24 protein-coding genes are annotated in these 25,201 nt (G+C 38.1%); 15 read left to right on the forward strand and 9 right to left on the reverse strand.

All coding sequences use genetic code 11. The features are described 5' to 3' along the window. Positions 1 to 336: 336 nt before the first annotated feature. The 6 genes from lptF to rsmA all read left to right on the forward strand — a co-directional run bounded on the left by lptF (position 337) and on the right by rsmA (position 7,876). Complete coding sequence (gene lptF / locus ACFIKH_RS02195; RefSeq protein ID WP_375653297.1) at positions 337 to 1,527, forward strand: LPS export ABC transporter permease LptF; 1,191 nt, start codon at positions 337 to 339, stop codon at positions 1,525 to 1,527. Beyond that, a complete protein-coding gene (lptG, locus tag ACFIKH_RS02200) occupies positions 1,524 to 2,615 on the forward strand; it encodes an LPS export ABC transporter permease LptG (protein ID WP_375653293.1) in 1,092 nt (363 codons plus the stop codon). The genes lptF and lptG overlap by 4 nt, the downstream gene beginning before the upstream one ends. After that, the gene (locus ACFIKH_RS02205) at positions 2,616 to 4,976 is read left to right on the forward strand and encodes an LPS-assembly protein LptD (RefSeq protein WP_375670185.1); all 2,361 of its coding nucleotides are present in this window, start codon (positions 2,616 to 2,618) and stop codon (positions 4,974 to 4,976) included. Positions 4,977 to 5,085: 109 nt separating this feature from the next. Continuing rightward, the gene (locus tag ACFIKH_RS02210; RefSeq protein ID WP_375670897.1) at positions 5,086 to 6,042 is read left to right on the forward strand and encodes a SurA N-terminal domain-containing protein; all 957 of its coding nucleotides are present in this window, start codon (positions 5,086 to 5,088) and stop codon (positions 6,040 to 6,042) included. After that, positions 6,042 to 7,055, forward strand: coding sequence for a 4-hydroxythreonine-4-phosphate dehydrogenase PdxA (pdxA, locus tag ACFIKH_RS02215; protein ID WP_375670899.1), 1,014 nt, complete (start codon positions 6,042 to 6,044; stop codon positions 7,053 to 7,055). The genes ACFIKH_RS02210 and pdxA overlap by 1 nt, the downstream gene beginning before the upstream one ends. Next, complete coding sequence (rsmA, locus tag ACFIKH_RS02220; RefSeq protein WP_375625014.1) at positions 7,046 to 7,876, forward strand: 16S rRNA (adenine(1518)-N(6)/adenine(1519)-N(6))-dimethyltransferase RsmA; 831 nt, start codon at positions 7,046 to 7,048, stop codon at positions 7,874 to 7,876. Before pdxA ends, rsmA begins: the two co-directional genes overlap by 10 nt. 30 nt (positions 7,877 to 7,906) lie before the next feature. Here rsmA and gmk read toward each other — a convergent pair whose 3' ends face one another. From gmk to ACFIKH_RS02255, 7 genes are all read right to left on the reverse strand, one after another. Next, complete coding sequence (gene gmk, locus ACFIKH_RS02225; protein ID WP_375625015.1) at positions 7,907 to 8,584, reverse strand: guanylate kinase; 678 nt, start codon at positions 8,582 to 8,584, stop codon at positions 7,907 to 7,909. Between the two features lie 300 nt (positions 8,585 to 8,884). Continuing rightward, complete coding sequence (mltG, locus tag ACFIKH_RS02230; protein WP_375625016.1) at positions 8,885 to 9,994, reverse strand: endolytic transglycosylase MltG; 1,110 nt, start codon at positions 9,992 to 9,994, stop codon at positions 8,885 to 8,887. Between the two features lie 96 nt (positions 9,995 to 10,090). Further along, positions 10,091 to 11,353: a beta-ketoacyl-ACP synthase II gene (gene fabF / locus ACFIKH_RS02235; protein WP_375625890.1), complete on the reverse strand. Its 1,263-nt coding sequence runs from the start codon at positions 11,351 to 11,353 to the stop codon at positions 10,091 to 10,093. A 101-nt stretch (positions 11,354 to 11,454) separates the two neighbouring features. Next, the gene (locus ACFIKH_RS02240; protein ID WP_004860281.1) at positions 11,455 to 11,691 is read right to left on the reverse strand and encodes an acyl carrier protein; all 237 of its coding nucleotides are present in this window, start codon (positions 11,689 to 11,691) and stop codon (positions 11,455 to 11,457) included. A gap of 261 nt (positions 11,692 to 11,952) precedes the next feature. Then, positions 11,953 to 12,690: a 3-oxoacyl-[acyl-carrier-protein] reductase gene (fabG, locus tag ACFIKH_RS02245; protein WP_375625888.1), complete on the reverse strand. Its 738-nt coding sequence runs from the start codon at positions 12,688 to 12,690 to the stop codon at positions 11,953 to 11,955. An 18-nt stretch (positions 12,691 to 12,708) separates the two neighbouring features. Continuing rightward, complete coding sequence (gene fabD / locus ACFIKH_RS02250; protein WP_375670901.1) at positions 12,709 to 13,653, reverse strand: ACP S-malonyltransferase; 945 nt, start codon at positions 13,651 to 13,653, stop codon at positions 12,709 to 12,711. A 74-nt stretch (positions 13,654 to 13,727) separates the two neighbouring features. Beyond that, positions 13,728 to 14,315, reverse strand: a complete 588-nt coding sequence (locus ACFIKH_RS02255; RefSeq protein ID WP_375625884.1) for an undecaprenyl-diphosphatase — start codon at positions 14,313 to 14,315, stop codon at positions 13,728 to 13,730. Between the two features lie 329 nt (positions 14,316 to 14,644). On the opposite strand from ACFIKH_RS02255, the gene rpsF reads away from it, so the two are divergent. The 9 genes from rpsF to ACFIKH_RS02300 all read left to right on the forward strand — a co-directional run bounded on the left by rpsF (position 14,645) and on the right by ACFIKH_RS02300 (position 23,551). Next, a complete protein-coding gene (gene rpsF / locus ACFIKH_RS02260; protein WP_375625882.1) occupies positions 14,645 to 15,055 on the forward strand; it encodes a 30S ribosomal protein S6 in 411 nt (136 codons plus the stop codon). Further along, positions 15,055 to 15,303, forward strand: a complete 249-nt coding sequence (gene rpsR / locus ACFIKH_RS02265; RefSeq protein WP_375625880.1) for a 30S ribosomal protein S18 — start codon at positions 15,055 to 15,057, stop codon at positions 15,301 to 15,303. The genes rpsF and rpsR overlap by 1 nt, the downstream gene beginning before the upstream one ends. 151 nt (positions 15,304 to 15,454) lie before the next feature. Then, complete coding sequence (locus ACFIKH_RS02270) at positions 15,455 to 16,435, forward strand: hypothetical protein (RefSeq protein ID WP_375625878.1); 981 nt, start codon at positions 15,455 to 15,457, stop codon at positions 16,433 to 16,435. A 25-nt stretch (positions 16,436 to 16,460) separates the two neighbouring features. Continuing rightward, positions 16,461 to 17,057, forward strand: coding sequence for a 50S ribosomal protein L9 (gene rplI / locus ACFIKH_RS02275; RefSeq protein WP_375625876.1), 597 nt, complete (start codon positions 16,461 to 16,463; stop codon positions 17,055 to 17,057). 595 nt (positions 17,058 to 17,652) lie between these two features. After that, positions 17,653 to 19,143, forward strand: a complete 1,491-nt coding sequence (locus tag ACFIKH_RS02280; protein ID WP_375670903.1) for a replicative DNA helicase — start codon at positions 17,653 to 17,655, stop codon at positions 19,141 to 19,143. 6 nt (positions 19,144 to 19,149) lie between these two features. Further along, a complete protein-coding gene (gene radA / locus ACFIKH_RS02285) occupies positions 19,150 to 20,526 on the forward strand; it encodes a DNA repair protein RadA (RefSeq protein ID WP_375648249.1) in 1,377 nt (458 codons plus the stop codon). 127 nt (positions 20,527 to 20,653) lie between these two features. Next, positions 20,654 to 21,229 (forward strand): CvpA family protein, encoded by a 576-nt coding sequence (locus ACFIKH_RS02290; RefSeq protein ID WP_375625022.1) that lies wholly within the window; start codon positions 20,654 to 20,656, stop codon positions 21,227 to 21,229. Between the two features lie 82 nt (positions 21,230 to 21,311). Next, positions 21,312 to 22,805, forward strand: a complete 1,494-nt coding sequence (gene purF, locus ACFIKH_RS02295) for an amidophosphoribosyltransferase (protein WP_375625023.1) — start codon at positions 21,312 to 21,314, stop codon at positions 22,803 to 22,805. A 2-nt stretch (positions 22,806 to 22,807) separates the two neighbouring features. Then, positions 22,808 to 23,551 carry an SDR family NAD(P)-dependent oxidoreductase gene (locus ACFIKH_RS02300; RefSeq protein ID WP_375625024.1) on the forward strand — a complete coding sequence of 248 codons (744 nt, stop codon included), beginning with the start codon at positions 22,808 to 22,810 and terminating at the stop codon, positions 23,549 to 23,551. A gap of 70 nt (positions 23,552 to 23,621) precedes the next feature. Here ACFIKH_RS02300 and pssA read toward each other — a convergent pair whose 3' ends face one another. Beyond that, complete coding sequence (gene pssA, locus ACFIKH_RS02305) at positions 23,622 to 24,461, reverse strand: CDP-diacylglycerol--serine O-phosphatidyltransferase (RefSeq protein WP_012754949.1); 840 nt, start codon at positions 24,459 to 24,461, stop codon at positions 23,622 to 23,624. Between the two features lie 8 nt (positions 24,462 to 24,469). Further along, positions 24,470 to 25,168: a phosphatidylserine decarboxylase gene (locus ACFIKH_RS02310; RefSeq protein WP_375638586.1), complete on the reverse strand. Its 699-nt coding sequence runs from the start codon at positions 25,166 to 25,168 to the stop codon at positions 24,470 to 24,472. Positions 25,169 to 25,201 lie beyond the last annotated feature (33 nt).

Here is a 25,201-nt window from a genome sequence, read left to right on the forward strand (position 1 = left end):
CCCCCAATATAAAAGGAAACGATTCAAGATATAAACCCTCTTTTTTGATTGAGATCATTATCTTTTTGCACATGTCTTTAAAAGACAAAAATTTTTATTTTCAACGTTAATAAAAAAGTTTTTTAAGTTATTTTCTAGATTCTTTGTAGACTATAGTTGAAAATAAAATATAATGTACGGAAAATTTAAAGAGGAACTCATAGGCAATTTTATATTATTTATTTAGTTAAAATATCCAATTCATGGAAGGATATTTTTTCAAACTTTATTACATTTTAACCGAAAGCAGTAAAAATATTTGCTATCGAATTAAAGGCTGAGGATTTTCCCCAATTTATGCGTATTATTGAGTTCTACATCCTGAAACGTGTCCTTGTTTTGTTTAGTTCTGTCATGATTGCAGCAGTGGGCGTTAGTTGGACAGTACAAATTCTCGCACGGATAAACTTTCTCACAACAAGCAAACAAACACTCCTCACAGTCTTACAATTTTCACTCTCATTGGTTCCTTCTGTTATTTTTCTTGTCATTCCATTTGCATTAGTGATCGCAGTTACAACCATCCTCTCAGCAATGCATCAAGACTCAGAACTTGCTGTCATAAATGCCTCTGGTTTTCCTAAAAGTACTGTTTGGAAACCTATCCTTCTTCTTGCTATTGTTACATCCTGTATCTCCTTTTCTATAGCTAATTTTGTTGTTCCTCAAGCGCGTCTTCATATGCGACAAATGCTAGCAAGCGCTCATTTTGATCTTATTAATCTATTCATTAGTGAAGGAAGCTTTCAAAAACTCGCCAATAACCTTTACATAGAAATTGGCGAACGAAATCCAAATGGAACACTTGAACGCCTTTTCATTGCCGACCAGCGTGATCCTAAGACTGATCTTTTTTATTATGCAACAGACGCATCCATTGTGAGCAATAAAAACGGCAGTTTTCTGGTTCTCAATAACGGTGAAATAGAAAGAGTCAACCATCAAAATAACAGTGTTTCAATCGTTCAATTTAGCTCATACACTTTTAGCCTAGGGGAGTTTATCCCCAGTGATAAAGCACCTACTCTTTATCCAAAAGATCGGTCTCTTTCTTATTTACAAAACCCTGATCCAAAAGATCCCTACTATCAACGAAAACCACTCCAATATAAAGCTGAATTTCACCGCAGATTAACACAATGGCTCTACCCTATTGTTTTTTCACTTATTGCATTAGCAGCGGCAGGGGATGTACGCTCCCATCGACAAGCTCGTCATTCCGCAAATCTCTCGGCAATTGCCCTTTCTTTTCTGGTGTATTGGATAGGATATTTTTTCGCAGAAAAAGCAAAGAACGATCTTGCATACGTTCCTCTCCTTTATATTATGCCCATAGGAACAAGTGCATTTGTCTTTTTTATGCTTTTAACGAATCATAAAATTGGGCTCCCTACAAAAGTTAATGAGATTATTCAAATCGCTTTTCAAAAAGTAATGAACAAATTTGAACATCGAAAATCTCAAGATTCCTCGGATGAAATATCATGATTGGGTGGACACTTGGACGATACTTTTTTATACGTTATCTTAAAATAACTTGTTATTTCTGGGGAAGCATTTTTGTTCTTGCTCTTTTAATCGATTTCACAGAGAACTCCGGCAGGCTATCCTCCATTCCGCATCATACAGCAAAAGATGCATTTTTCCTCTCTGTTTTACGCATCCCTTTTATCATGCAACAACTCATCCCTTTCATTGCACTCTTTTCTGCAATGGCAACACTTATCTCGCTCAACAAAAAACTTGAACTTGTGGTGACTCGTTCAATCGGTGTTTCGGCATGGCAATTTCTTATGCCAGCCTGTTTGGGAGCTTTTCTTTTGGGATTATTTTCAATTCTTCTCATTAATCCACTTGCTGCATGGGGATTTTCTCAAGCAGAAAAAAAGATGACTGAATGGCGCAATAACAATGTACTAACACCTTTTCATAATACAGGTATCCACTGGTTAACACAACGTACAAATTTAGGCAGAACAACCATTGGTGCTAAATTTATCACTGACCAAGGACTTTCTCTTCTCGATGCAACCTTTGTACAATACAAGGACAACGCAACCGTCAAAAATTGGATTAATACCCCAAAAGCAACCTTGACTAATGGATCTTGGCTATTAACAAATGGAACAATCTATAAAATAGGGCATCCTCCTGAAAAATTTGCCGTGTTGCAAATAAAAACTAATCTAAAACCTGAATTTTTAACGGAACGTTTAGTGAATCCCGCGACTATTCCATTTTATCAACTGCCAAAAAAAATTATGATTGCACGTTCATTTGGCTATTCTGCTAATAATTTTGATATGTATTTCCAATCTTTGATTGCATTACCGGCATTGCTTGTGGCAATGACCCTCATTGCAGCAACTGTATCTTTAAATTTTACACGTTTTGGGCAATCTAGAAAGTTGATTCTTGGTGGCGTAATAGCCGGGTTTATGCTTTATGTTATTTCCGTACTCGTTCAAGCATTTGGTAATGCTGGATATATTCCACCAATTATTGCAGCTTGGACACCCGTTGTTATTGCGTTATTCTTAGGAATCTCTTTTTTACTGCATAAAGAGGATGGCTAAGTGAAAGCATTAACGCTTAAAAAAATTATTTTAACAAAATTAAGTGCTCTCGCTTTTAAAAGTGTTATGGGGGTTATTTTAGGAGGCGCTTTGTCTTATTGTGCGCACGCTCAAAGCCTTATGTCTCCTTCTCAAAGTCGCATTCAAAATCCGGAACGTCCTCTTTTGCTCTCTGCGGATGAACTCATCTACAATCGTGATGAAAACACTGTTTCTGCACAAGGTAATGTCCAAATCGAATATGATGGCAATAAAGTTGTCGCTCAAAAAATTATTTACAATCAAAAAACAGGACGGCTTATAGCACAAGGGAACGTTGAAATTACTCAAAAGGATGGTAATAAAATTTATTCCAACCAAATTGATATGACCAAAGATCTTGGCGAGGGTTTTGTAAACGCCTTACGTATTGATACAGCCAACAATGTTCACTTTTCAGCCCAAAATGCTACACGCAAAAACAATCACATAACAGTCTTTGAAAATGCAACCTATACAGCCTGTGAACCTTGCTCTTATAAACCAGATAGAGACGTCCTATGGAAAATTAAAGCAAGAAAGATCATATGGAATAATAGTATCAAAAAAATTCGGTTTGAAAATAGCAGTTTTGAAGTTTTTGGTGTCCCGATTATAAAATTTCCAAATTTTGAGATCTATGATCCAACTGTCAGGCGTGCTAGCGGTCTGCTTACTCCTCATTTTTTTTATACTGATTATCTCGGTATGGGGATAAAGAATTCTTATTTTTGGAATCTCGCCCCTCACTATGATTTTACCCTTTCTTCTACCGTTTATACCCAACAAGGGCTTTTAACCGAAGGGGAATGGCGTCAACGTTTAAAAATGGGCAGTTATAATATTCGCTTTGCTCATATATACCAAATGAAACAGCATAGATTTGATAATGATACGATTGATGCACAGCATAAAAACCGTTATATGCTGGCAACAAAAGGGGACTTTCGTATTAATTCACACTGGACTTATGGATGGGATATTCTTGCACAATCAGATCGGCATTTTAGTCGTGCCTATAAACTTGAAAACTATAGCAATCCTACACAACTTTCTCAGATCTATCTGAATGGTCTTGCAGGAAAAAAATATTTTGATATGCATTTTTATCATTTTAAAGTTCAAGATTCATTATTGAATGATCCTCATTATGAACGTCACTCTCGGCAAGCTTGGGTCCTACCGCGCATCGATTATTTTTTCACACCAGATGAACCCATTTATAATGGGGAGCTTACCTTCCATAGTAATATACAATCAATTTATCGTCGTCATGCTGACTTCAGTTCACACGACCAGAAGGGAAACCCTCTCAACATAGTAAGACTTTCTGGTATGGCTGGAAATAGTTTGCGTTTAACAAACGAGCTTCAGTGGAAAAAGCGCTTCAACACGCACAATGGCCTCATATTAACCCCTCTTCTCTCTCTACGAGCTGATATTATTACAACCAATGCAAGCGAAAATTATACAGATTCTACAGAAAACAATGCCTTATCCGCAATTCATGGTTCAACAATTCGTGGCATGGCAACAGCAGGCTTGGAACTACGCTATCCCTTCCTCATTACAGCTGATCATTCTACACATATTATAGAACCAACCGCACAAATTTTTATACGCAATAATGAACAATATATTGGACAAATTCCTAATGAAGATGCTCAAAGCTTTGTCTTTGATGCAACCACTCTCTTTAAACGAGACAAATTTTCTGGTTATGATCGTGTAGAAGGTGGCACACGAGCCAATATAGGTCTAAGATATTCTGGAAGCTTTAATGACAATTGGTCTCTTTATGCTCTTGTTGGACAATCCTTTCATCTAGCAGGAAAGAATTCTTTTGCAGAAAAGGACTTTGTCAATGTCGGTATTCATTCTAGCTTAGAGGCAAAACGTTCAGACTATGTTGCAATGTTTGGTGCGACCCATAAAAGTGGTTTTTCCTTAGAAACGCGTGGACGCTTTGACAAAAAAACAGGAAAAATCCGCCGTAGTGAAATCGAAGCATCACAAAAATGGCAAAATTTTTGGGCGGCTCTACAATATGCCTATATCGCAAAGCAACCAGATTATGAATATCCTCAAGAGCGCCAAGAAATTTCTTTTCAAACAGGACTTAAACTGGCAGATTATTGGTCTATTAATAGCAACGCCGGTTATGATTTAGTATCTGGTACGTTTGTAAAGCGAGGAATTAGCTTGAATTATACAGATGAATGTTTCGGGTTAACATTCGGTTATCAACAGGTAACGAATCCAGGCAGGAAAACACCCTTGCAAAACTTTAATTTCTCTCTTTCATTGCGTACGATTGCAGATATCGGAAAAAAGATAGATTAATTTATAAAGAGAATGTATCAGTCATTTAACTTATCATTGTTTTTATGAAAGAAAGAGTATATTTTAAGTTGTTGATGAGAATTAATAAACAATGCGAAAGCCTATTCACATGAATAAATTGAAAAAGCGTATTCTTGCTTTATTTTATATTGCGTCTTTGAGCGTAAGTAGCCTTCTAATAAATGAATTTTTGATTCCGACAGTCTTTGCGCAGACTTCTATTGTTGTTACAGTTAATGGCAACCCCATCACAAATTATGATATACAAAGGCGCCTTGCTTTTCTCAGATTACAACAAAAGCAAGGCAATTTGGTGGCACAGGCTAAAAAAGAGCTTATCGATGAAAAGCTAAAAAATATTGAAATAAAACGTCGTAATATTGAAGTAAGCAATGATGAAGTTGATAAAGCTTTTGAGAATTTTGCGACACAAAATAATATGACGATTGATCAGCTCAACCAGATTCTGATCCAAACTGAGATCACTGTGCAACACTTTAAAGATTACATCCGTGGACAAATAGGATGGGGGCGTCTTGTTAGTGCACGCTATCAAGCTGAAACAGGTATGATTAGCGAACAAGAAGCTGTACGCAGGATATTAAAAAATGGTGGTGTAAAACCTTCAACCAATGAATATACATTACAGCGAATTGTTTTTGTTATTCCTGCACATCGTCGTTCAGAAATTTTTGAAAGACGTCAAAGAGAAGCAAGCAATTTTCGCGCACATTTCCGTGGATGTGCCAATGCTCACAATCAAGCAAGAGGTATTTTAGACGTTACTATCCGCCACTTAGGAAAGTTTCTGGAACCCCAACTTCCCAATGCATGGGAACAAGCTATTCTTGCAACGCCTGCTGGAAAAATGACAAAATTACAAGAAACATCTGATGGAATAGAAGCAATTGCTGTCTGCAAAATAAAAAGAGTTTCTGATGATTATGTCGCTCGACTAATATTTTCTCTTCAAGATAGTAAAAAAAGAAGCCCGCAAAAACTTGAAGAATTAAGCGACAAATATTTAGGAGAACTGCGGCGAGTGGCGCGCATTCAAAATTCATAATGGCTGCTCTTATTGTTAGCGGTGGTGATCCTGCCGGAATTGGTCCTGAAATAGTCCTAAAAGCGTGGAATTTGCGTGTTACGCGCCAAATTCCACCTTTTGTGCTTCTTGCTGATCCAGATGTTATTCGTTCGCGCGCTCGTTTTTTACAGATTGATGTTGAGGTGCAATCTGTTTTAATCAATAATTCCGCAAAAAATTTTCAAAACGCTCTTCCTATCATACCATTAAAAAACAAACAAAGTGATCAATTAGGTATACCTTCATCGAATAATGCCGCTGGAATCATTGAAGCAATTGAACGCTGTGTTCAATTGATTCAAAATGGCCATGCATGTGCACTTATCACTTGTCCTATTGCAAAAAAGAATCTTTATGATGCCGGTTTTCAATTTCCAGGTCATACAGAATTTTTAGCCGATTTAGCCCATAAAGCTTTTCATAAATGTTATCATCCAGTTATGATGTTAGCAGGACCTCGATTAAAAACAGTACCAATAACTGTTCATATTCCATTTAAAAATGTTCCTTCACAGCTTACCCGTGATTTAATTATTCAAACGGTACTTATTACTGAATGTGACTTAAAAACACGGTTTAAAATAACGTCACCCCGACTAGCTGTTGCTGGTCTTAATCCTCATGCTGGAGAAGAAGGTACAATGGGAAAAGAAGATATTGAAGTTATCACTCCTGCTATTGAATATCTTAAAAAAAAAGGACTCAATATTGCAGGCCCGCTGCCTGCCGACACAATGTTCCATGAATGCGCAAGAAAGGCATATGACGTTGCCATTTGTATGTATCATGATCAAGCCCTTATCCCTGTTAAAACATTAGACTTTGATAGCACTGTTAATGTCACGTTAGGTCTCCCTTTTATTCGCACGTCCCCAGATCACGGAACTGCTTTTGACATTGCTGATAAAGGGATAGCCTCTCCCGAAAGCTTTATTGCTGCTCTTAAACTTGCAAATCAACTTGCCGAAAATAGTTTAATACCATGCCAATAGATAATCTCCCTCCTCTACGTGAGGTCATTGATATATATGGATTACAAGCGCATAAATCTTTGGGGCAAAATTTTCTTTTTGATCTTAATTTAACATCTAAAATTGCTCATCATGCAGGTAATATAGAAGGAAAACCTGTTCTTGAAATTGGTCCTGGTCCTGGAGGTCTCACACGAGCCTTGCTAGCAAAGGGCGCCATTGTAACAGCAATAGAACGCGATGAACGCTGCATACCAGCTCTCTTAGAAATAGAAAAACACTATCCTAAAAAATTAAAAATTATTTGTAATGATGCACTGAAGCAAGACTTCTCAAAACTCTTTGAAACAAGCCCAGAAAAACCTCGCATTATTGCAAATCTTCCCTATAATATTGGAACACAACTCTTATTAAATTGGCTTTTGACTGAACCATGGCCTCCTTTTTATGAATCAATGACATTGATGTTTCAACGTGAAGTTGCCAAACGGATTACAGCTAAACCTCAATCTACTCATTATGGACGTCTTAGTGTCTTAACTGGCTGGCGTACCACTGCTAAAATTGCTTTTGATGTGCCCCCTCAAGCCTTCATACCAATACCTAAAGTAACTTCTTCCGTTGTTCATATTATTCCGCGAACACAACCTCTTGCCTGCTCTGCACAAAAACTAAGCCTCGTCACAAAAACCGCCTTTGGACAAAGGCGAAAAATGCTTCGTCAAAATCTCAAAATACTTGGAGGTGAAGTGCTGTTAGAAAAAGCTGGAATTGATGGAACGCGCCGTGCTGAAACGCTCTCGGTTTCCGAATTTGTAACTTTAGCGCATCTAGTTCTCTAAAAAATTGCAATTTTTGTTATACAATCTTTTTTAATCAAGACATTTATCGATCTTTTCAGCAATAAGCCCATCAACAAAAGAGTCAAGATAAGAACAGCGCTCGCGTTTTGCGGTTTCAGCTAAATAAATTGATTTAATAAAAGATAAAGACTGATCTAAATCTTCGTTAATCACAACATAATCATAAGAACGCCAATGCTTTAACTCCGTTCGTGCATTTTCCAATCGTAAATTGATGATATCTTGACTATCTTCTGCTCGACGATGTAACCGCGAAACAAGCTCTTTCATTGATGGTGGAAGGATAAAAACAGATACAGTGTCTCCCAGCATCTTTTTTTGCAGCTGCTCGGTACCTTGATAATCAATATCAAATAACATATCACGGCCAATACTCAATGCGTTTTCAACAGTTTCACGTAAAGTGCCATAATAATTTCCGTGAACTTCTGCCCATTCAATAAATTCATCTCTATCACGCTTATATTCAAACTCTTCCTTTGAAATAAAGTGATAATGCAGTCCATCTACTTCACTAGGACGCCTTTTCCTTGTGGTCACACTTACGGAAAGCTCTAATTGTCCATCTTTTAGAAGTAATCGAGAAATTGTTGATTTACCAGCACCTGAAGGTGAAGAGAGAATAAATAAAAAACCGCGGCGTTGATTTATTTTTATAGCACTCAATTTACTTTCGAAGACTGTCATTACATCACTCTACTTTGTTCATAAATGTTTCTCCAAAATTTGAATTATACATTATCTAAACCTTTCCCCTAATCAATGTGTTTTCTTAGCAGTTTTCAATGTTATTCTGCTCTTTTTTGAGATACGTTATTAGCAGTGTATTCACTGCTTTCTTAAATATTTTTATCCATACGCTAATCCTACTTGTGACAGACAAAAAAATGATTTTTTTATCATTCTCATAAAAAGTTTAAAGAGAAAAATTTTACTATATTTTGCATTCTCATTTACGATGCAAAAAGATGTGTTATCGTTATAAATTCAATGTCTTGCCTTTAATTCTCGCCACTTGCGAACATTCACATTATGTTCTTCTAAAGTTCGAGAAAAAACATGCCCTCCTGAACCATCAGCAACAAAATAAAGTGCGTCACTGCTTGGTGGATGTGCCACCGCTTTCAAAGAATCTCGACCTGGATTTGCAATAGCTGTTGGAGGCAAACCATTAATTTTATAAGTATTATATGGTGTTTCCTTCTCAAGATCTGAACGATAAATTGCACGACCTGATGGCTTTCCTTTTCCTCCAAAGAGACCATAAATAACTGTTGGATCCGATTGAAGACGCATATGCTTTGTAAGGCGGTTATAAAATACCGCAGCAACCATTGGTCTTTCTGCTGCAATTCCCGTTTCTTTCTCAACAATTGAGGCTAATATAACAAATTCATCAATCGATTTAATGGGTAAATCAGGCGAACGCGTAGCCCATATAGCATGAATTAATTTTGTCTGTTCTTCACGCAATCTGTTTACAATCTCTTTACGCGTTGTCCCCCGAATAAAACGAACAGTATCCGTCATTAAACAGCCCTCTGGAGGCAAAATTTTTGGAAGATCTCCAATCAAAATTTCATTCGCAGCTAATCGATCGAAAACTTGCTGAACCGTTAAACCTTCAGGTACTGTAAATGTATACTCAATAGATTTTCCTTTCACAAGAATATCCATAATATCCTGCATCGAAGCATGTGCTGGAATTAAATATTCACCAGCCTTCAGATGCGTTGTTTTTTGGTGATAACCAACCCCATAAACAAAAATATCTGATGATCGAATGAAACCACGTTTTTCTAGCAATGAAGCAATTTCACGAATTCCTGTGCCAGGATGGATAAGAACAATTTGTTCTTCCTCAATTTTCCCCTTTTCTTCAAAAATACTTTTTCCAATATAAAGAGGAATACTTATGGCGAAAAGAATAACCACAATCAGCATAAGAAAAAAATGACCGAGAATAACCAACGGATTACGGACGATCGATGATTTCTTTCGTTTTTTATGTACTAACATGTCATAACTATATGCTAAATGATTCGAAGAGGAATCACTTACGTCCTTTAATGATTTTCCTTTTTTCACACCGGACATAACCCCTCAATAGCGATTAAGGACAATATTATAATTTCTCATTCACCTTATAACAAAGTAGAAAACTCAAAAGCAGAAATTAAATAAAAATACTTACTATCCACTAAAACGTCGCATCACCAACGATGCATTTGTCCCACCAAATCCGAAAGAATTAGAAAGAATTGTATCAATCTTTCGTTCACGCGGTTTGTGTGGTACAAGATCGATTTTCGTTTCAATCGACGGATTGTCAAGATTAAGTGTCGCTGGAGCTATATTATCCCGTATAGCTAGAACAGAAAAAATAGCCTCAGCAGCACCGGCGGCACCAAGTAAATGCCCGATAGATGATTTCGTTGATGACATGGATACTTGTGGTGCATAATTCCCTAAAACACGTTCAACAGCTGCTAGCTCTATAGAATCAGCCATCGTTGATGTACCATGAGCATTAATGTAATCAAGTTCACTCACATTCACTTGTGCACGCTTAAGAGCAGCCATCATACTACGCTGAGCCCCTTCACCACTTTCTGAAGGCGCTGTAATGTGGTAAGCATCACCAGATAAACCATAGCCAATAACCTCAGCATAAATACGCGCTCCTCGTTTTTTGGCATGTTCCAGCTCTTCTAAAACAACAACTGCCGCTCCTTCCCCCATCACAAAACCATCACGATCAGCATCATAAGGACGTGACGCCCGTTCAGGATCATCATTGCGACAAGTAGAAAGAGCTCTACAAGCTGCAAAACCTGCAAGAGATATCCGATTTATCGGAGATTCGGCCCCCCCTGCCACCATGACATCGGCATCACCAAACATAATCAAACGTGCCGCATCACCAATCGCATGCGCTCCTGTCGAACAAGCCGTTACAACAGAATGATTAGGCCCTCGTAAACCATATTGAATAGACACATAACCAGAAGCAAGATTAATCAAACGACCTGGAATAAAAAAAGGAGAAACACGACGAGGTCCCTTATCACGAAGCGTATAACCAGATTCAACAATGCCCTCAATTCCCCCAATTCCTGAACCAATTAACACACCTGTACAAATCTGATCTTCATCATTCTTAGGAAACCATTCTGCATCTGCAAGCGCTTGGTTAGCAGCAGCCATTGCATAAACAATAAATGCATCAACTTTACGTTGCTCTTTAGGTTCCATATACAAATCAGCATTATAGGTCCCCTCTGTTCCATCCCCTAAAGGGATACGCGCAGCAATCTGGCATGGCAAATCTGACACATCAAACTCAGTAATACGTCGGACACCACTTCTTCCTTCAAGAAGTCGTTTCCAACTATATTCAATATTACCAGCTAATGGAGATACCAATCCTAAACCAGTAACAACAACACGTCTCATAACTTCTAACCTTGAACTAAACTTCACCTCTCAAAGCTCTCTTTTCAAAAGAGCTCCGAAGAATATAGGCAAAAGCAATTTATGCCTTTGCCCTTTAGTAATCATGCAGAAGCTTTATCAATGAACTTGACTGCATCACCAACTGTGAAAATCGTTTCAGCAGCCTCATCTGGAATTTCTACCCCAAACTCTTCTTCAAAAGCCATAACGAGTTCAACTGTATCAAGGCTATCAGCCCCTAGATCATCGATAAAGCTTGCATTTTCTACAACTTTATCAGCATTAACCCCAAGATGTTCCACAATAATTTTCTTAACGCGCTCTACTGTATCACTCATGTTGAAATCCTCGAATTTATATTTTCCTATAATTTGGTTAACTATATCGGCTCATCTAATCAAGCAATAGATGCATCACTTTAAAAGATTTTAGCAATGATTTAAAACATCCTGTGGATATCCCCTACAAAATGAACCAATCTGACATTCCGACATCAATTGATCAACGGCCATGTTAAAGAAATAGATGCATCTTTCTATTTCAATCGTTACTATCTAAAATAATACAACTCATAAATCAATGTGGAATAAAATAAATACTCAAATCATTGCCATTCCACCATTGATATGAAGTGTTTGACCTGTCGTATAGGCTGCTTCATCGCTTGCTAAATAAACAGCCGCAGCGGCTATTTCTTGCCCACTTCCCATACGCTTCATTGGAATCGCCGCCATAATGGCTTCTTTTTGCTTTTCATTAAGCTTGTCTGTCATTGCAGATTTAATAAATCCTGGAGCAATACAATTGACAGTGATGTTTCGCGAAGCAATTTCTTGTGCCAATGCTTTAGAAAAACCTATCAAACCTGCTTTTGCAGCACAATAATTCGTTTGTCCAGGATTTCCCACAACACCAACAACAGATGTAATGTTAATAATCCTTCCATAACGGCGGCGCATCATAAAATGTATTAATTCACGCGTCAAAAGAGAAGCAGCTGTTAGGTTAACTTCTAAAACATCATCCCAGTCTTTATCTTGCATACGCACAAAAAGACCATCCCTAGTGATTCCCGCATTGTTAACCAAAATATCGACGCCATCCATTTCTCTTTCTGCAACTTCAGCCAATTGTTTAATCGATTGGCGTTCAGAAAGATTAGCGGGAAATACAAAAACATTCTGCCCTAATTCTGCCGCCACTTCTCTAAGCTTTTCTTCACGTGTTCCATGAAGTCCAACAATGGCTCCTTGTGCATGAAAGCAGCGTGCAATTGCCTCACCAATTCCTCCCGAAGCCCCCGTTACAAGAGCTTTACGTCCTGTTAATCTAAACATTTTTTTACTCCTTATAGATTAAACGCCAAGCATGCCTAGCGCTGATTCTATTTCATCAACTGTTCCAATTGTTACCCCCTTTATATCTTTGTTAATACGACGCGTTAAACCTGTTAATACTTTTCCAGAACCAACTTCAAAAAGCGTATCAACCCCATTAGCAGCGATCCATTCTATCGTTTCACGCCATCGCACCCTCCCAGTCACTTGTTCAACAAGAAGAGCAGTAATACGCTCTGGATTGCTCTCAGGTGCAACAGAAACATTAGCAATCAAAGGAACAATAGGAGGCATTTTGTTAACAGTCAAAAGTGCTTTCTTCATGGCATCAGCAGCAGGTTGCATTAAAGATGAATGAAAAGGTGCAGAAACTGGAAGAAGAAGTGCACGTTTTGCACCTTTTGTTGATGCAATCTCTACCGCTGTCTCAACTGCTTTTGCTTTACCTGAAATAACATATTGTCCACCACCATTATCATTAGCAATCTGACATAGTCCTTCTCCAGAAACAGTTTCGCAAATTTCTTCCACAACGTGCTCTTCCAAACCAATCAGTGCTGCCATAGAACCTTCACCAACTGCGACAGCAGCCTGCATAGCATTGCCACGAATACGCAAAAGTCTTGCCGTATCTGTGAGAGCAAATGTACCAGCAGCACAAAGAGCCGAGTATTCGCCTAAAGAATGACCAGCAACAAACTTTACCTTTTCTTCTATACAAAACCCTAATTGTTGCATCACACGAATGACAGCCATGGATACAGCCATTAATGCCGGTTGTGCATTTGCTGTTAACGTTAAAACATCTGCTGGTCCTTCAAAAATGATCTTTGATAATTTCTCACCCAAAGCATCATCAACTTCCTCGAAAACCATCCGTGCGGCAATAAATTGCTCTGTAAGCGCCTTCCCCATACCAACAAGTTGACTTCCCTGCCCTGGAAAAATAAAAGCTGCACCCATTTATCAACTCCTAAAATTGTACAAAATTATTCTCTTTTGACCTTATTCATCCGCACAAATCAAGATAAAGCCCTTTATTTAAAACGAATACCACTCTTAAAATTATATTTTAAAGGCGGAATTTGATATAAAAACTTAGGAAAGTAGGGAGCTATAAACTGAATAACACCCAAACTTATGAGACTTCCTAAAATTGCACCTGCTAAAATATCAAAGGGATAATGTACACCCACAAAGATGCGCGCCCAACAGATCAAGCACAAAAACACCGTGGCAAATTTAAAAGCAACTTTGTATCGGTAAAAATAAAAGTTAGCTGCATAAGATGCAATGGTCAAGGCATGATTACTAGGAAAAGAAGCTGTTGCACGATGTTGAATAAGCGGTGTCGCTAACCCTACCACGAATGGGCGAGGATGAAAATAAAAAAGAGAAATGAGATAACCTACGAAAAGAGCCGCACAAATACTCATGCAAATGCTTAGTACGACACATCGTTCCCTCTCCCCACCACAAAACCACAACGCACAAAGATGGAGAGGAATAATGTAAATTAAAAACTTTGCACAAAAAATACTAAACAAAACTACAATCGACCAAGCTTGATGATTGCCGACAAACATTTCAAAGAGTGTAACATCAATCTGGTTTAAAAAGTCCATTTTTCTCTCCTTTATGTTACAGTACTATCTTTTTGTAGAAGAGGGAAATATATCAAGATTTAACAAATCAATTTTTTTATGTGCATAAACTTGCTATTTTAAAAGATAACCTGTAGATATGAAATATTCGTTGCCGGCACTTTAGCTGGAGGTTGAACGGAGGGCTGTAAAATATCAGTAGGAAATACAATGTTTCCGGCCTCCCGTGTCTCCGCTCTCGGATGTCTCGAATCGTAAACGCGTCCTTTCTTCTTTGGATTTCCAAAAAAGACAAGTCGCAGAGGCTTTGCGCTAAAACCGGTGAGATTTAATTGAAGAAAGGCAAAACAATGGCTCTTTATGAACATATGTTCCTTGCCCGACAAGACATTACACCGCAGCAAGTTGATGAACTTTTGAGTCTCTACAAAGGTGTCATTGAAGCACATGGTGGAAAAGTTGGGCGTGTAGAAAATTGGGGACTTCGTCCTCTTGCTTACCGTATTCGTAAAAACCGTAAAGCTTATTATACTTTGGTCAATATTGATGCACCAGCTTCAGCAATTGCTGAAGTGGAACGTCAGATGCGCATCAATGAGGATATTTTGCGTTATATGACCATTCGCGTAGAAAAACACGAAAAAGAAAAATCTGCTATGCTCTCACACCTTGATCGCAATAGCCATCACATTGGACACGATGAAGAGCGTCCTCGTTTTCCGCGTCGTCAACGTGAAAATGCTATAGAAGGGGTAGAATGATGACTGATACCAATCAAAACTCTGCACGTCGCCCCTTTCATCGTCGTCGTAAAACATGTCCTTTTTCAGGGACTAATGCTCCCAAAATTGATTATAAAGACATCAAGTTGTTACAACGTTATATTTCCGAACGTGGGAAAATTGTTCCTTCACGGATTACTGCTGTTAGTCAAAAAAAACAGCGTGAATTAGCTAATGCTATCAAACGTGCTCGCTTTTTAGGCTTACTTCCGTACATTATAAAGTAAACGATCAATACGCTATGCAACTGGAGAGTTTATCCAGTTGCTTTTCTTATATGGTTTTAAAAAATAGCTTGTTGCATCCTATGTTAAGCTATTACATGTCAAAGTTGGGGTATTGACGCGCCCCTAACTGCAGAAAGCAGGACAGCAATAAATGAAAAAAAATCGTACCTATGAGATATTAATCGGTATTTTAGCAGGATTATTTGCTGTTGTAATAGGAATGGCAATCATCAGTGTTGCAAATATCGCGCCCTTTTTTTCTCTTCTTCTTGGCTGCTTTCTTTCATTGCCAATTTTTATTGTTGCGTTCGGTCAAGGAACATTAGCCAGTCTCATCGCCCTCATAAGTGCCACTGTTGTTCTTATCATAACCACTAATACCTATATTGCTCTTGGCTTGATGTTCTTATTTTTCCTTCCTGCTGTCTATGCTTCTTGGCTTCTTGGGCTTGCACGACCAGCGCAAAAAGAAAACGAACTGATATGGTATCCATTATCATCGGTTATTTTTCATTTAACTAATTTTATCGCTCTTATAGCAACTTTCATTGGGCTCTATGTTCAAACCCGTCCTTCCACACCCGTCATTGCAAAAAAAATCACCGAAAACATAGCACAAACTCTGCAACAATCACAGTCAATAAAAGAAGCCGATATACGCGCTTTTAGTGAGCTTTTAATGACGCATCCAGCAACTTTTACTGCTGTTTCTTTGACTCTTTATAGTTTGGTTTTTCTCATTGGTAACCTTTACTTTTCCATGATAGCAGCACAACACATGAAATGGCTGAAAAGACCCCGTGATGATTGGAGCCAAACTCTCCGCCTTCCAATTTCTGGAATTGTTATTTTCATTATTGTTTGCATAGCATCGATGGTTGAGTTGAGCGCTTCTCTTAACTTGAGTACCCGTGTCTTTAGTACTGCATACACTGTCATCATATTAATTAGTGGTCTAGCATATCTTCACAATATTACAAAAGGGGTAAACGGTCGGATTATTATACTTTCTCTTGTTTATATTGCTATTTTAACAGTCGTTTTTACTCCACCTATTGTTTTCATGATGCTTTTGATGGGAATTTGGGCTGCTATTCAATATAATTTTCAATCACGCAAAAAACTCCACTAAATTTATTTGTTCGAAAGGAAAAACTATGGATATTATTTTACTTGAGCGCATTCCTCGTCTTGGTCAGATGGGTGATATTGTCTCAGTTAAAGATGGTTATGCGCGTAATTTTCTCTTGCCTCAAGGTAAAGCTTTACGCGCAAATGAAGCCAATAAAAAACATTTTGAGATACAACGTGCACAACTTGAAGCCCGTAATCTTGAACGCAAAAGCGAAGCGCAAAAAGTTGCTGAAAAACTTGATGGACAATCATTCATTGTTGTTCGTTCTGCTGGTGAAACAGGACAACTTTATGGTTCTGTATCAACACGTGATATTGCTGAAATTATAACAGATGAAGGCTTTTCTATTGGGAGAAATCAAGTCGAACTTAACCATCCAATAAAAATGATCGGTCTTCACACAATCACTCTTAGCTTACATCCTGAGGTTCAAATTTCTGTGATTATTAATGTTGCGCGTTCTACCAGTGAAGCACAACGCCAAGCAGAAGGTGAAACTCTCACTTCTGCTAAAGAAATATATAATATTCAAGAAGAATTATTAGAAGAAAATCAGGAAGAATTATTGGTAGAAGAAATTAATGACAACGATATAAACAGTTCTCATCAAGAAGCTTAATTGCTATTTTTGCTTTCTGTTTTATATTTTTTATTCTATTTTAAATATTGCTCATAAAATACTCACACTTTAAAATTGGGTATTTTATGGCTATCATACATAAAGAACCTAATTTTTATGAAAGAATTAGGAATATATTATTTAAAGGCATTACATGCCGAGAATGATAATATCACTAAGAGGAAATTTTCTTTTGTTGTCTAGCATCTAAAGCAAAAATAATTTAAAGTTCTACCCTTAAGGGTAAGGTTTGTATGAGCGGTAAGTTGATTATATCAACACATGATCTGAAATAATTTCAGTTATAAAAAAGTAATTCTACTTACACAGATATTGGAATTTTAAGGTCACATAACTTCAAAACACTTAAATTTAGAATAGCAAAACTTCCACTTTAAAATCACGTATTATAAAATAAAATAGATCAATGTTATATAAATAATACACAAATGATAGATGAGAAACGAAAAGAGGGTTTTGAAAAATTATATAATTTTAACTTAAAATGAAGATTTGTAGCTCTATTCTTTTAATTATACGATTTTCAATTTATCGCCTAAAGTAGCTAGACTTAGAATTTTAGTGGAAAAATATTATGGAAGAAACTAACGTTGTTAATGTCAGCTCTTCAAAGAAGGAAGATTCTCCTTCTTTTCGGCAGCTTCCGTATAATATTGAAGCTGAACAGGCATTGCTTGGTGCCATCTTTATCAACAATGATTCTCTTGACCGCGTTTCAGATTTTCTAAAACCAGAACATTTTTTTGAACCATTGCATCAAAAAATTTATCATGTTTTATCTCACCTTATTAAAACAGGAAAACGTGTAGATCCAGTTACAATCAAGCCCTATATCCAAATGGAAGAAAAAATTGGAGATATTACTGTATACCAGTATGTTGTTCGCTTAGCCACAGAGGCAGTCACTATTATTAACGCTGAAGATTATGGACGCGTCATTTACGATCTTTTTATCCGACGGTCTTTGATTAACCTTGGAACTCAAGTTGTCAATACAGCCTTTGATGCTCCTGTAGAGCTCACGCCTACCCAACAAATTGAAACTGTTGAAAATCAGTTATTTGAGCTAGCAGAAAAAGGGAAATATGGAGGTGGATTTGAAAATTTTAATGAGGCTATCAAAAAAGCTATCGATATGGCAAGTGCTGCGAAAAAGCGCTCTTCACAATTATCAGGGATAGCCACCCATATTAAAACACTTGATGAAAAAATGGGAGGATTACAAGCATCTGACTTAATTATCCTTGCAGGACGCCCTGGTATGGGAAAAACCTCACTGGCTACCAATATTGCCTTTAATATTGCTAATGCTTATAATCGTAATGCCAATATCCAAGAAAATGAAGGGGGTATTGTAGGTTTCTTCTCACTTGAGATGTCATCCGAACAGCTTGCAACCCGTATTATTTCTGAACAAACAGAAGTCTCTTCTTCTGATATTCGGCGTGGTAATATCTCAGATGAACAATTTTCAAAAATTATTCGTGCGGTGAACCAACTACAAAAGGCACCACTTTATATTGATCAAACTGGGGGAATATCAATTACGCAATTAGCTGCTCGTGCGCGGCGTCTCAAGCGACAACATGGTTTAGATATCTTGTTTATTGACTATATCCAACTCATGACAAGCGGTTCAAAGCGTTCATCAGAAAATCGTGTTCAAGAGATCACAGAAATTACCACAGGATTAAAAGCGTTAGCGAAAGAATTGAATATTCCTATTATCGCTCTCTCTCAACTTTCACGTCAAGTAGAAAATAGAACAGATAAACGTCCCCAACTCTCAGATTTACGTGAATCTGGTTCAATTGAGCAAGATGCCGACATTGTTCTGTTTGTCTACCGCGAAGAATATTATCTCAAAAATGAAGAACCAAAATTAGGTAGCTTAGAACATACAAAATGGCAAGAAATAATGGACAAAGCTTTTGGAAAAGCTGATGTTATTATTGCAAAACAGCGCCATGGGCCGACAGGAATCGTGCCACTTGCCTTTCAATCTGATTTCACACGATTCAGTGATCTGGCCGATAGCAATTATCTTCCAGAGCAAATCGGTTAAATTAACATGGCGCGTAATCGTATTCAATTTATCTGTCAAAATTGTGGAACTGTCCATTCTCGTTGGGCGGGAAAATGTAGTGCTTGTGGAGAATGGAATTCCCTTATCGAAGAAACTATAAATGGCGGCATAGGAAGTGGTCCTAAACAGAATGCTCGTAAAGGACGCATTGTCACACTCACATCTCTTTCTGGAAATATCGAAGATACTCCACGTATTCATTCTGGTATTGCTGAACTTGATCGTGTTACCGGTGGGGGCTTTGTCCGTGGATCAGCACTCCTTGTTGGAGGTGATCCGGGTATTGGTAAATCAACATTGCTGACACAAACAGCTGCTGCTTTATCACGCAAAGGATATAATGTTATCTATGTTTCAGGTGAAGAGGCTATTGCGCAAATTTGTCTGCGCGCGCAAAGGCTTGAAGCTAACAATACAGAGGTGAAACTTGCTGCTGAAACCAATGTTGAAGATATTCTGGCAACCTTAAGCGAACATAAAAACCTTGATATGGTGATTATCGATTCAATTCAAACCCTATGGTCAGATACAGCAGATTCATCACCCGGCACTGTTACACAAGTACGTATCGGTGCTCAAGCAATGATCCGCTTTGCCAAAAAAACGGGAACCGCCGTTGTTCTTGTTGGTCATGTTACAAAAGATGGGCAAATTGCTGGTCCTCGAGTTGTTGAACATATGGTTGATGCCGTTCTCTATTTTGAGGGTGAAGGAGGACATCATTATCGCATTCTTAGAACTGTAAAAAATCGCTTCGGACCAACAGATGAAATTGGTGTCTTTGAAATGTCTGATAAAGGATTACGCGAAGTGATAAATCCATCCGAATTGTTTTTAGGAGAACGTAATGAAAAAGCACCAGGTGCTGCTGTTTTTGCGGGAATGGAAGGGACACGCCCAATACTCGTAGAAATTCAAGCGCTTGTTGCTCCTTCTTCCCTTGGGACACCAAGACGTGCGGTTGTCGGATGGGATGGAAATCGTCTTTCTATGATTCTTGCCGTTTTAGAAGCCCATTGCGGCATTCGTTTTGGACAGCATGATGTCTATCTGAACGTGGCAGGTGGATATCGCATATCAGAACCCGCTGCTGATTTAGCTGTAGCCGCTGCTTTGGTATCCTCTCTTGCCAATATCGCATTGCCAACGGATTATGTATATTTTGGTGAAGTCAGTCTTTCAGGAGCTACCCGCGCTGTTTCACATTCAGCACAGCGCATCAATGAAGCAAAAAAACTCGGCTTTCAAGGAGCATTTCATCCCACAACAACAACCGAAATGATGAAGTCGCTCAATTTTCAACAAAAAACTTTCTCCGACCTTCCGGAACTCGTTGCTACTCTTACCGTAAGTAAAAAATGATCTGCACCATAGATATGATAATATAGAAAAAACTCTATAAAATACAAAAGATCCTTGCTATAAGAACAAAAAATATATTTGCACATAGACTTAGAAGAACACAACTTTATGTATAAGGAACAAACAAATGATCATAACAATCCTTGATGGAATTGTCGTAGTAATCATCCTGTTGTCCGCTTTTCTTGCTATGCTTCGAGGGTTTTCACGTGAAGTGTTATCGTTGATTTCTTGGGCAGTTGCAGCTATTACGACACTGTTTTTATTCAAGCCTGTCTTACCTTTCTTTGAACACTATCTCTCTAATAAAATGATTGCATTGATCACAACATTGGTCACGATTTTTATTATTGTTCTCATTATTACTTCAATTATTACAATGAAGATCTCTGATTTTATTATTGATAGTCGAATTGGTATTCTTGACCGTGCTATTGGTTTTATTTTTGGAGCACTTCGCGGTTTACTTATCATGGTCATCGGTATGTTGCTGATTAATGCACTGATTAAACCCGAGCTTCAAGCGAATTGGTTAAAAAATGCAAAAACAAGGCCTATTTTAGATTCACTAGGACAAAAAGTTTGGGAAATACTCCCAAAAGATATTGGATCGGTTCTCGAAAAGGCGGAAAATTTGTTTAAAGACAGCAATAAACATACGTATGGGCAACACTCTCATGAAAAGATAATTTTCAAAAAATAGAGAATAGTTTTTCATGAGGAAAGAGAACTAAATGATGTAGAATGTGATATTAATGATTCCTTCGTATCACAACTGAAAGAATATGATGATAAAGAGTGATGTTTTCTGTCAAGAATTTTCATTAGATGATGATACCCTTCATGAAGAATGTGGCGTTTTTGGTATTCTTGGGCATGAAGATGCAGCAACATTAACAGCTCTTGGACTCCACGCACTTCAGCATCGTGGGCAAGAAGCGGCTGGTATTGTTTCCTACCATAATAAAATGTTTCATCAAGAAAAGCATTTAGGTCTTGTTGGTGATCACTATACCAATCCTACAACACTTGCACGCTTACCAGGAAATCGCGCTATTGGACATACCCGTTATTCAACAACTGGAGAAGTAGCATTACGCAATGTTCAACCCCTTTTTGCTGAGTTGAAAGCTGGAGGCATTGCTATTGCTCATAATGGTAATCTTACCAATGGTCTCACATTACGCCGTGAACTCATCGCTTCTGGTGCTATCTGTCAATCAACGTCAGATTCAGAAGTTTTTCTCCATCTTATTGCCCGCTCACGTTATGAATCGTCCTCTGATCGTTTTGTTGATGCAATTCGGCAAGTAGAGGGTGGATATGCTATGTTAGCGCTCACGCGTACAAAGCTTATTGCTGCACGCGATCCAACAGGGATTAGACCCCTCGTGATGGGGGAACTTGATGGTAAGCCTATTTTTTGTTCTGAAACTTGTGCTCTTGATATTATTGGAGCAAAGTATGTCCGTGATGTTAAAAATGGGGAGATCATCATATGTGAAATACAAAAAAATGGGGAAATTACTAAAAAAATTATAAAACCAAAAAATGAAAAACCAGAAAAACTTTGCTTGTTTGAATATGTTTACTTTGCCCGTCCGGACTCAATCGTTGGAGGGCGTAGTGTCTATGCAACACGCAAAAATATGGGAATACGTTTAGCACAGGAAGCCCCTTGTGAGGGTGATGTTGTGGTTCCTGTTCCTGATGGAGGAACTCCTGCTGCAATTGGCTATGCACAAGAAATTGGAATTCCCTTCGAGCTTGGTATTATTCGTAATCACTATGTTGGTCGCACTTTTATCGAACCAACACAACAAATTCGTGCTTTTGGTGTCAAATTAAAACATTCTGCAAACCGTCCTGTGATTGAAAGAAAACGTGTTATTCTTGTTGATGACTCTATTGTACGTGGAACAACATCTCTTAAAATTGTGCGAATGCTCCGTGATGCAGGAGCAAAAGAAGTTCATATGCGCATTTCTAGCCCTATGATTTTCTATCCCGACTTTTATGGTATTGATACACCTAAAGTTGAAAGCCTTTTAGCAAATCAATATCCAGATTTAAAATCTATGTGTGATTTTATTGGAGCGGATTCATTAGAATTTCTTTCAACGGATGGATTATATCTTGCTGTAGCAGGAGAAAAACGGAATAATGCCGATCCACAATTTACTGACCATTATTTTACTGGATATTATCCTACGCAGCTGGTTGATCAAGAAAACCTCTCCAAAACTCATCAATCATCTGTTCTTAGAACAAGAGATTAATGATGACAAAATTTAGTCTCCATGGGCGTGTTGCACTTGTTACTGGCGCATCAAGAGGAATTGGTTATTATTTGGCACTCGAGCTTGCTACACGCGGCGCTCATATTATTGCTCTTGCACGAACAGTCAGTGGACTTACTGAATTAGATAATCAGATCCAAGAAAAAGGGGCTCATGCAACCCTTGTTCCCCTTGACTTGCATCATATGGAAAACATCGATACTCTTGCTATCTCAATTGCCAAACGCTGGAAAAAACTTGATATTATCGTTGCAAACGCAGGAATCCTTGGAACACTCTCACCAATAGCGCATATAGAAAACACGGTATTTGAAGATGTTTTTCAAATAAATCTTTTCAGCCAATGGCGCTTAATGAAAGCTGTTGAGCCTTTATTACGAGAATCTGATGCTGGACGAGCCATTCTGTTATCCTCAAGCGTTGCGCATGCTGCGCGCCCTTTCTGGGGAGCTTATGCAGCCTCTAAAGCGGCTTTAGAGATGATTGCCCGCTGTTGGGCAGAAGAACTCAAACAAACCCCTATTAAGATTAATTGTGTCAACCCTGGTGCCACACGCACTGCCATGCGCGCTGAAGCTATGCCCGGTGAAGATCCACAAACTCTCCCTTCACCACAAGAGGTTGCAAAAAAGATAGTACATTTGTTATCACCTGATTTAAAAGAAACTGGAAAACTCTTTAATGTCCATAAAAATCGGTTTGTAGATTATCATGTACCTGACTGATCATCATCGGAGAAGTAAATCGTTTGATTCTCTCTTTTTCCTGTGCTTCTCAACAGAAGAATGAAACACTTTATGATTCTTGGATAGCTTTAGCATCAGCCTTTTTCTCTTCTAAAGTAGCACGTTTATTATAAGCGATAAAACTACAGGGGAGAAAAATCATATAGCTAACAGCTGTAATCAATAAAGTTTTCCATGTGTAAGTCGCAAGAAAACCGACATAAATAACAATAACCAACATGCATGGTATAACGATATCGCGCCTTAAATTTTGATCAATTGTTTTTGCATTCCATACTGGTAAACGACTAATCAAAAGAAAAGCAATAATTACAGTATAAAGACTAAAAAATAATGCCCACCCCCAATTGGGGACCAAACCAAGAGCGCCTAAATAGGTAGGCAATAAAAGGAGTAATGCTCCTGCTGGTGCTGGAACACCAACAAAATAACTTTTCTGCCACTTAGGTATATTGGTGTTATCCAACATCACATTAAAACGTGCTAATCGCAAACAACAAGCAACACAATAAACAAGGGCTGCAACCCAACCAATGTGATTTGCTTGATTCAAGATAAAGGAATAAACAATAAGTGCAGGGGTAACACCAAAATTTATAACATCAGCAAGAGAATCCATCTGTGCCCCAAAAGATGAACTACCATCTATTAAACGGGCAATGCGACCATCAGCACCATCTAAAACTGCGGCCAAAAGCACCATTAAAATAGCAGCTTCATAGCGATGTTCAAAAGCCAAACGAATGCTGCTCATCCCTGCACAAATTGCTAAAATAGTAATGATATTGGGAATGACATACCGCATTGATGTAGGTGAACGCCGCCGACTTGCAACATCATCATGCTGCCCCTCAGGATTGAATGAAGAAAATGGCGAAAAATTTTTCATTGTGAGTCCTAATCGTATCTGAAGTCCGTTGTGGCACTCTTATCATCAAAAGAACCCAAAACTGTTTCTCCAGCAATTGCTGTCTGTCCAACTGCAACACGCAATTTCATTTCAGTTGGTATATAAATATCAAGGCGAGAACCAAAACGAATCAATCCAAATCGCTCACCAGTCATAACGGCATCGTTTTCTTTTGACCAACAAACAATCCGGCGTGCAACCATTCCCGCTATTTGTACGATACCGATTTTACCATGTTTGCTATCAATTACCATCCCATTACGCTCATTAAACTGGCTAGCTTTATCAAACTCAGCATTGGTAAATCGACCTGGATGATAAACGATAGACTCTACTGTACCACTGATAGGAATACGATTAATATGGCATGAAAAAATATCCATAAAAATGGAAATACGGATCATTTCATCTTTCCCTAATCCTAATTCTTCAGGTGGAACACATGATTCCACAAATGAAATACGCCCATCGGCAGGCGACATAACCCAATTTGAATTCAAAGGGATCACACGATCTGGATCACGGAAAAAGTATATACACCACACCGTGAGAACGAGACCAAACCAAAACAACGGACTCCATATCCAACCAAGAATGAGCGAAATAACAAAAAACGCTACAATAAAAGGATAACCCTCTTTATGAACCGGTACAAAGCTATTATGGAAAGATTGCAGAATACTCATATAATTTCCTATTCATCGTAAACTTAAACAAGC

This window comes from Bartonella sp. SD1336NMGDW, from assembly GCF_042193565.1.
Taxonomy (GTDB): domain Bacteria; phylum Pseudomonadota; class Alphaproteobacteria; order Rhizobiales; family Rhizobiaceae; genus Bartonella; species Bartonella grahamii.